This is a genomic window from Oleiphilus sp. HI0123, from assembly GCF_001635315.1.
In genome coordinates this window covers 1-7,874 of record NZ_LWGE01001067.1, presented here as the reverse complement: position 1 = coordinate 7,874, position 7,874 = coordinate 1, and the positions used below count along the sequence as shown (strand labels likewise).

The window sequence follows — 7,874 nt, the reverse complement described above, 5'->3', positions numbered from 1 at the left end:
CCGAACTCACACAAAGCATAATTTAGAATTTTTAACTCTATAATGTAGGCCCTTAACTATGGCAGGCGATAGTCTAACAACCACTGAATATATTCAGCATCACTTAAGTAACCTAACTTTCGGCCAGCTTCCTGCTGGTACTGTTCGTTATGATGGCACAACGCTACAAGAAGCAACTTGGACAATGGCTCACGGTGGCGAAGAAGCTGCTGCAATGGGTTTCAATGCATTTCATGTAGATAGTTTACTTTGGTCATTTGGCTTAGGTGTTATTTTCTGCATGATCTTCCGTTCCGTTGCCAAATCGGTAACTAGCGGTGTACCTGGTCGCTTCCAAAACTTTATCGAAATGATTGTCGATTTCGTTGATGGTAACGTTAAAGATATGTTCCATGGACGTAACCCACTTATTGCTCCTTTGGCATTAACAATCTTTGTTTGGGTATTCTTCATGAACCTAATGGACTTGATCCCGGTTGATCTAGTGCCATGGTTGCTTACATTTGTGGGCGTTGGTTATCAGAAGATTGTTCCATCAACAGACCCTAACATCACACTAGGTATGGCTTTAGGTGTATTCATCCTAATGCTTTACTACTCTATCAAGATTAAAGGTATTGGTGGCTTTACTAAAGAGCTTACCATGCACCCTTTCAATCACTGGGCGTTTATCCCTGTGAACCTATTTATGGAATTAGTCGGTCTATTAGCTAAGCCGTTTTCATTGGGCTTGCGACTATTCGGGAACATGTACGCCGGTGAAATGATCTTCATTTTGATTGCCGTCATGTACAGCGCTGGTTTGCTGTTTGGTCTGTTCGGTGGTTTCTTGCAGATCGGTTGGGCGATATTCCATATCTTGGTTATTACGCTACAAGCATTTATTTTTATGGTTTTGACCGTCGTGTACCTGAGTATGGCTCACGAAGATCATTAATCTAAATTTTTAAACTTTTCTTTTAACTAACTTAACTTTTTAACTTAAAGCAGGAGAAAAAAATGGAACTAGTAATTATTGCAGCTGCAATTATGCTTGGTCTTGGTGCACTTGGTGCGGCAGTTGGTATGGGTCTACTTGGTGGACGTCTATTGGAAGGTACTGCGCGTCAGCCAGAACTTGGTCCAATGCTACAAGGTAAGATGTTCTTACTAGCTGGTTTGATCGATGCTGTGCCAATTATCGGTGTTGGTATCGCTATGTACTTGATTTTCGTTGTTGCTCCAGGCGTTGGTGCTTAATAGACACGTCTTTAGTTAGCTAAAAACGTAAACTAACAACGAAAGTGAGGTAATTAGTGTGAATATCAATTACACACTTATTGGACAAATGATTTTCTTCGCAGGCTTTGTGCTATTTTGCATGAAGTATGTTTGGCCACCAATCATTGGTGCAATGACAGAGCGCGAAAAGAAAATATCCGACGGTTTAGCAGCGGCTGACAGAGCGTCTAAAGATCTTGAACTTGCACAGAAAAAAGCAGTTGAAGAGCTAAAAGAAGCGAAAGCACAAGCAGCTGAACTAATCGAGCAAGCGAACAAACGATCAAATCAAATTGTTGACGAAGCGAAAGAAACTGCTCGTCAAGAAGGTGACAGATTAATCACTGCTGCTAAAGCTGAAATTGAGCAAGAAAAGAATCGCGTGAAAGAAGAGCTTCGCGCTGAAGTATCTGCAATCGCAATTGCGGGCGCAGAAAAGATTCTTGGATCTTCAATCGATGCAAGCAAACATGGTGAGTTACTCGATCAGCTTGCCTCAGAAATTTAAGTTTTGAGAGTGGATGATGGCAGAATCAATTACGATTGCCCGACCCTACGCTAAAGCCGCTTTTCAGGCCGCGAAGGATAAGGAAGCTTTGACAGTTTGGTCAGACATGCTTGCTTATTCTTCTGCAGTAGCTATGGACGAGAACATGAGTGTTGTTCTAGACCACCCAGCATTGACAAGTGAGCAAAAAGCACAGCTTTTCATCGAATCATGTGGTGATAAGTTAAATGATGAAGGTAAAAACTTTATCGTTGTGTTGGCTGAAAATGACCGATTAGAGTTACTTTCAGAGATTGCTCAATTGTTTGAAGGTTTCAAAGCACAGCTAGAGATGTCAGTAGACGTCGATGTGGAGAGTGCTTTTGAACTGGGCGGTGAACAACAAGATAAGCTTGCACAAGTACTAAGTAAGAAACTAGATCGTAAAGTCGTTGTTACATCGACTGTAAATGAGTCGTTGATTGGTGGCGTAATTATCCGCACCAACGATCTAGTCATCGATGCTTCTGTCCGTGGCAAAATTGCAAAATTGGCCGAAGCGGTTAGTGCTTAGGTAGCAGATTCAGATTTGAGGATTTAACGCATGCAACAGCTAAACCCAGCTGAGATCAGCGAAATTATTAAGAAGCGCATCGAAACTCTCGATGTTTCTTCTGAAGCCCAAAATGAGGGCACTATCGTCAGTGTATCTGACGGTATCGTTCTAATTCACGGTCTTGCCGACGTAATGTATGGTGAGATGGTAGAGTTTGAAACCGGCGTATACGGTATGGCGCTTAACCTAGAGCGTGATTCTGTAGGTGTCGTTGTCCTAGGTGACCCTAAAGGTCTTGCCGAAGGTCAGAAAGCAAAATGTACGGGTCGTATCCTAGAAGTACCAATCGGTGAAGCAATGCTTGGCCGTGTTGTTGATGCACTAGGTAACCCAATTGATGGTAAAGGTCCTATCGAGACTACGCTAACTGCACCTTTAGAAAAAGTTGCACCAGGTGTAATCGCACGTCAATCAGTTGATGAGCCAGTACAAACTGGTTTGAAAGCGATTGACTCAATGGTACCTATCGGCCGTGGCCAGCGTGAGTTGATCATCGGTGACCGTCAGACTGGTAAGACTGCAATCGCTATCGATGCAATCATTAACCAGAAGAACACAGGTGTTAAGTGTATCTATGTAGCAGTTGGTCAGAAGCAATCTTCTATCGCTGCGGTTGTACGTAAACTTGAAGAGCATGACGCAATGGATCACACGATCATTGTTGCGGCAGGTGCAGCTGATCCAGCAGCAATGTTGTTCTTAGCGCCATACGGCGGTACAACAATGGGTGAATACTTCCGTGACCGCGGTGAAGACGCATTGATCGTATTTGATGATTTGACCAAGCAAGCTTGGGCATACCGTCAGATTTCATTGCTACTACGTCGTCCACCAGGTCGTGAAGCATATCCAGGTGACGTATTCTACTTGCACTCACGTCTACTAGAGCGTGCATCACGTGTAAACGCTGATTACGTTGAGCAGTTCACCAATGGTGAAGTTAAGGGCCAAACTGGTTCATTGACAGCTCTACCGATCATCGAAACACAAGGTGGTGACGTATCTGCATTCGTACCAACTAACGTAATTTCGATTACAGATGGTCAGATCTTCCTTGAGACCAACCTATTTAACTCTGGTATTCGTCCTGCAATGAACGCAGGTATTTCGGTATCACGAGTTGGTGGTGCAGCTCAGACTAAGATCATCAAGAAGTTAGGTGGTAGCGTACGTTTGGCTTTGGCTCAGTATCGTGAATTGGCAGCATTTGCTCAGTTCGCATCAGACCTTGATGATGCAACACGTAAGCAGCTAGAGCACGGTCAGCGTGTGACAGAGCTTATGAAGCAAAAGCAGTACAGCCCACAAAGCGTTGCTGAAATGGGTATCGTTCTTTATGCCGCTAATGAAGGCTTCTTGGATGATGTGCCAGTAAACAAAGTTGTTGATTTTGAAGATGCAATGTTGTCTTACATGAGTGCTGAACATTCAGCATTACTCGATAAGATTAACGAAAAAGGCGATTACAACAATGATATCGCTGACGGCATTAAATCAGCTCTTGAGCAATTTAAGTCGACGCAAACTTGGTAAGCCGATTGTTGAGTACTGGAGATCTATGAATACTGCAGTACTCGACTGTCATTTATACCTCAAAGTGAACAAGACTTTAAAGGCGATATAAAATGGCCGTTGGTAAAGAGATACGAAATCAGATTTCGAGCGTAAAAAGCACGCAGAAAATTACAAGCGCAATGGAAATGGTTGCCGCGAGTAAGATGCGTAAAGCTCAAGATCGTATGAGTTTGGGTAAGCCCTACTCAGAAAAAATTCGTTCGATTGTCAGTCACTTGGCAAATGCGAACACAGAATATAAGCACTTATATTTGCAAGAGCGCGAAGTTAAGCGTGTTGGCTATATCATCGTTTCTACAGACCGAGGTTTGTGTGGCGGTTTGAACGTCAACTTGTTCAAGAAAGTTGCTAAAGATATGAAAAACTACGCGGATAACGCAGTAGAAGTCGATCTTTGCGCGGTTGGACAAAAAGCAATTAGCTTCTTTAAAAGCTACGGCGGTAATGTCGTTGCTGCATTAAGTCACCTTGGTGACGCACCTGCAGCACATGAGCTGATCGGTTCTGTAAAGGTGATGTTGGATGCTTACGAAGAAGGCAAGATCGACCGCCTTTACGTGGTATACAACGAGTTTGTAAACACCATGACGCAGAGCCCTGAAGTAGTACAATTGTTACCGTTAGAAGCTGCTGAAGAAAGTGAAATGCAGCATCATTGGGATTATATTTACGAGCCTGAAGCGAAAGACTTACTAGATGGCTTGTTAACGCGTTACGTTGAATCGCAAGTTTATCAAGCGGTTGTTGAAAATGTAGCATGTGAGCAGGCAGCTCGAATGATCGCAATGAAATCTGCAACAGACAACGCGGGCGACATTATCAAGGAATTGCAGTTGGTTTATAACAAAGCGCGTCAAGCAGCGATTACTCAGGAAATTTCTGAGATCGTTAGTGGTGCAGCTGCGGTATAAGTAGTTCCTGGCAAATTTTGTGTATTTAAAGATTAAAAGTTAACGAGGATCCGGACATGAGTAGCGGAAATATCGTACAAATTATTGGAGCTGTAATCGACGTTGAATTCGCGCGCGAATCAGTTCCAAATGTATATGATGCGTTGCAGGTTGATGGTGTTGATACAACACTTGAAGTACAGCAGCAACTAGGTGATGGTATCGTACGTACTATCGCAATGGGTAGTACTGAAGGTCTAAAGCGTGGGCTGAATGTAGATAACACTGGCGCACCAATTTCTGTACCTGTTGGTCCAGAAACTTTGGGTCGTATCATGGACGTTCTAGGACGCCCAATCGACGAGCGTGGTGACATCGGTGAGCAAGAGCGTATGCCTATTCACCGTAAAGCACCTACTTACGCAGAGCAAGCAGCATCGGCTGAATTGCTAGAAACCGGTATCAAAGTAATCGACTTGGTTTGTCCATTCGCTAAGGGTGGTAAAGTTGGTCTATTCGGTGGTGCGGGCGTTGGTAAAACTGTAAACATGATGGAATTGATCAACAACATCGCACTGAAGCACTCTGGTCTTTCAGTATTCGCAGGTGTTGGTGAGCGTACTCGTGAGGGTAACGATTTCTATCACGAAATGCAGGAAGCTGGCGTTGTAAACCTAGAGACTCCAACAGACTCTAAGGTAGCGATGGTATACGGTCAGATGAACGAGCCACCAGGAAACAGGCTACGTGTTGCCTTGACTGGTTTGACAATGGCTGAGAAGTTCCGTGACGAGGGTAAAGACGTACTATTGTTCGTTGATAATATCTACCGTTACACACTGGCAGGTACTGAAGTATCAGCACTGCTAGGTCGTATGCCTTCAGCGGTAGGTTATCAGCCTACACTAGCTGAGGAAATGGGTGTTCTTCAGGAGCGTATTACATCTACTAAGACTGGTTCGATCACATCGATCCAGGCAGTATATGTACCTGCGGATGACTTGACTGACCCATCTCCAGCAACAACCTTCTCTCACTTGGATGCAACAGTTGTATTGAGTCGTGACATCGCTTCTAAGGGTATTTACCCAGCGATCGATCCACTAGACTCTACTTCTCGTCAGCTAGATCCTTTGGTGATTGGTGCTGAGCACTATGAAATTGCACGTGGTGTACAGACAGTACTTCAGCGTTATGCTGAATTGAAAGACATCATTGCGATTCTTGGTATGGACGAATTGTCTGAAGAAGATAAGCAGACAGTTGCACGTGCTCGTAAGATCGAACGTTTCTTGTCACAGCCTTTCCACGTTGCCGAAGTATTTACGGGTGCACCGGGTAAGTATGTATCTTTGAAAGACACTATCCGTGGCTTCCAAGGTATCTTGGGCGGTGAGTACGATGATCTTCCTGAGCAGGCGTTTTACATGGTTGGCTCTATCGACGAAGCAGTCGAAAAAGCGAAAAACATGTAATCATCCTTTAGTAGAAGCACTTTAAGATATTTAAAGTGCTTCCCTGATGAAGGTAGAAATTATGGGTATTAGCGTGCATTGCGATATCGTAAGTGCTGAAGAGCAAATTTATTCGGGTCTTGTTGAGCTAGTTGTTGCTGCTGGCGAAATGGGTGACTTGGGTATTGCTCCAGGCCATGCTCCACTAATGACGAAGTTGAATCCTGGTCCTGTTCGCGTTATCAAACAAGGCGGCGAAGAGGAAGTTTTCTACGTATCCGGCGGATACATGGAAGTTCAACCAAGCTTAGTAACTGTGCTAGCAGATAGTGCAGAGCGAGCTCACGACGTTGATGAAGCAGCAGCTCTGGAAGCTAAGAAAGAAGCAGAAAGAGAGCTGGCGAATCAGAGCGGCGATTTTGATTACTCTCGAGCAGCATCTCAACTAGCTGAAGCATCAGCGCGACTACGCGTGATTCAGCGAATGAGAAATAAGCATTAATGAGCAGTAATTCGTAAAATAAAGAAAAAAGGCAGCTATTTAGCTGCCTTTTTTCTTTTATGTCATATGGAGTGTCTATAATCAAACGATTGTAGTAGAAAAAGTTTAGGAAAAACGATTATGAGTTTACATGTGGTTATCCTTGCAGCTGGGCAAGGTTCTCGAATGAAGTCTAAATTACCAAAAGTTTTGCACCCTGTAGCGGGAAAGCCAATGCTACAGCATGTGTTGGATACAGCGAATAAGTTAGATGCTGAAGGTATACATATTGTTATCGGTCACGGTGCTGATCAGGTAAAAGACACAATTAAAGAAGATGTAAACTGGTGCTTACAAGCTGAGCAGCTAGGTACGGGCCATGCGGTAGCACAAGCAATCGACCACATTCCAGAAGACGCGCAAGTACTAATACTATACGGAGACGTGCCCTTAACCAGTCAGGCAACATTGTCTCAATTAACGGCTTTAGTTAATGAGAAGCAGCTTGGCTTATTGACAGTCGACCTTGAAAACCCAACGGGCTATGGTCGAATCGTTCGGAACGCAGATGGCGATATTGAAGCCATCGTAGAACAAAAAGATGCTTCAGAAGAAGAATTAATGATTCCGGAAGTTAATACCGGAATACTTGCTCTACAGGCTTCAGTGTTGCATAAGTTTATTCCGACACTTGGTAACAGCAATGCACAAGGCGAGTACTACTTAACTGATATTATCGAGATCGCCGTAGCAAATGGCTTGCGAGTTGAAAGCCATCAGCCAAGTTTTGAGCAGGAAGTTCAAGGCGTGAATAATCGCCTGCAACTATGTGAATTAGAGTGCTGGCACCAAAGCATGATATCGGAACAGCTAATGCTTCAAGGTGTCACCATCTATGATCCAAATCGTTTAGACGTGCGCGGTGAATTAGAATGCGGCCAAGATGTCACTATCGATCTTAATTGTATTTTCGAAGGGCATGTCGTACTTGGTGAGGATGTCAGCATTGCACCAAACTGCATTATCAAAAATTCAACAATCGGTGCTGGTACCACGATACATGCTAATTCAATTATCGAAGATAGCTTTGTGGCAAGCGCCTGTAATGTGG

At 43.9% G+C, this 7,874-nt stretch carries 9 protein-coding genes; all 9 read left to right on the top strand.

Going from position 1 to position 7,874, the window contains the following annotated elements; translation table 11 throughout:
- Positions 1 to 58: 58 nt before the first annotated feature.
- Positions 59 to 937, top strand: a complete 879-nt coding sequence (gene atpB, locus A3761_RS10020; protein WP_068507303.1) for a F0F1 ATP synthase subunit A — start codon at positions 59 to 61, stop codon at positions 935 to 937.
- 62 nt (positions 938 to 999) lie between these two features.
- Entirely contained in the window at positions 1,000 to 1,239 is a 240-nt protein-coding gene (atpE, locus tag A3761_RS10015; RefSeq protein WP_068507301.1) for a F0F1 ATP synthase subunit C, read from the top strand.
- A gap of 58 nt (positions 1,240 to 1,297) precedes the next feature.
- Positions 1,298 to 1,768: a F0F1 ATP synthase subunit B gene (locus tag A3761_RS10010; RefSeq protein WP_068507299.1), complete on the top strand. Its 471-nt coding sequence runs from the start codon at positions 1,298 to 1,300 to the stop codon at positions 1,766 to 1,768.
- A 16-nt stretch (positions 1,769 to 1,784) separates the two neighbouring features.
- On the top strand, positions 1,785 to 2,321 hold the full coding sequence (locus tag A3761_RS10005; RefSeq protein ID WP_068507297.1) for a F0F1 ATP synthase subunit delta: 537 nt from the start codon (positions 1,785 to 1,787) through the stop codon (positions 2,319 to 2,321).
- Positions 2,322 to 2,351: 30 nt separating this feature from the next.
- Positions 2,352 to 3,896 carry a F0F1 ATP synthase subunit alpha gene (atpA, locus tag A3761_RS10000; RefSeq protein WP_068507291.1) on the top strand — a complete coding sequence of 515 codons (1,545 nt, stop codon included), beginning with the start codon at positions 2,352 to 2,354 and terminating at the stop codon, positions 3,894 to 3,896.
- Positions 3,897 to 3,988: 92 nt separating this feature from the next.
- Positions 3,989 to 4,849, top strand: a complete 861-nt coding sequence (gene atpG / locus A3761_RS09995; RefSeq protein ID WP_068507290.1) for a F0F1 ATP synthase subunit gamma — start codon at positions 3,989 to 3,991, stop codon at positions 4,847 to 4,849.
- A 56-nt stretch (positions 4,850 to 4,905) separates the two neighbouring features.
- A complete protein-coding gene (atpD, locus tag A3761_RS09990; protein WP_068507288.1) occupies positions 4,906 to 6,303 on the top strand; it encodes a F0F1 ATP synthase subunit beta in 1,398 nt (465 codons plus the stop codon).
- 61 nt (positions 6,304 to 6,364) lie between these two features.
- Complete coding sequence (locus A3761_RS09985; protein ID WP_068507286.1) at positions 6,365 to 6,784, top strand: F0F1 ATP synthase subunit epsilon; 420 nt, start codon at positions 6,365 to 6,367, stop codon at positions 6,782 to 6,784.
- 120 nt (positions 6,785 to 6,904) lie between these two features.
- Positions 6,905 to 7,874, top strand: a 970-nt coding sequence (glmU, locus tag A3761_RS09980; protein ID WP_068750170.1) for a bifunctional UDP-N-acetylglucosamine diphosphorylase/glucosamine-1-phosphate N-acetyltransferase GlmU, incomplete at its 3' end; no start/stop codon positions are given.

Bases quoted from the DNA above. Each gene is read 5' to 3' on its own strand.
- atpB (WP_068507303.1), top strand. From the start codon at position 59: ATGGCAGGCGATAGTCTAACAACCACTGAATATATTCAGCATCACTTA.
- atpE (WP_068507301.1), top strand. From the start codon at position 1,000: ATGGAACTAGTAATTATTGCAGCTGCAATTATGCTTGGTCTTGGTGCA.
- A3761_RS10005 (WP_068507297.1), top strand. From the start codon at position 1,785: ATGGCAGAATCAATTACGATTGCCCGACCCTACGCTAAAGCCGCTTTT.
- atpA (WP_068507291.1), top strand. From the start codon at position 2,352: ATGCAACAGCTAAACCCAGCTGAGATCAGCGAAATTATTAAGAAGCGC.
- atpG (WP_068507290.1), top strand. From the start codon at position 3,989: ATGGCCGTTGGTAAAGAGATACGAAATCAGATTTCGAGCGTAAAAAGC.
- atpD (WP_068507288.1), top strand. From the start codon at position 4,906: ATGAGTAGCGGAAATATCGTACAAATTATTGGAGCTGTAATCGACGTT.
- A3761_RS09985 (WP_068507286.1), top strand. From the start codon at position 6,365: ATGGGTATTAGCGTGCATTGCGATATCGTAAGTGCTGAAGAGCAAATT.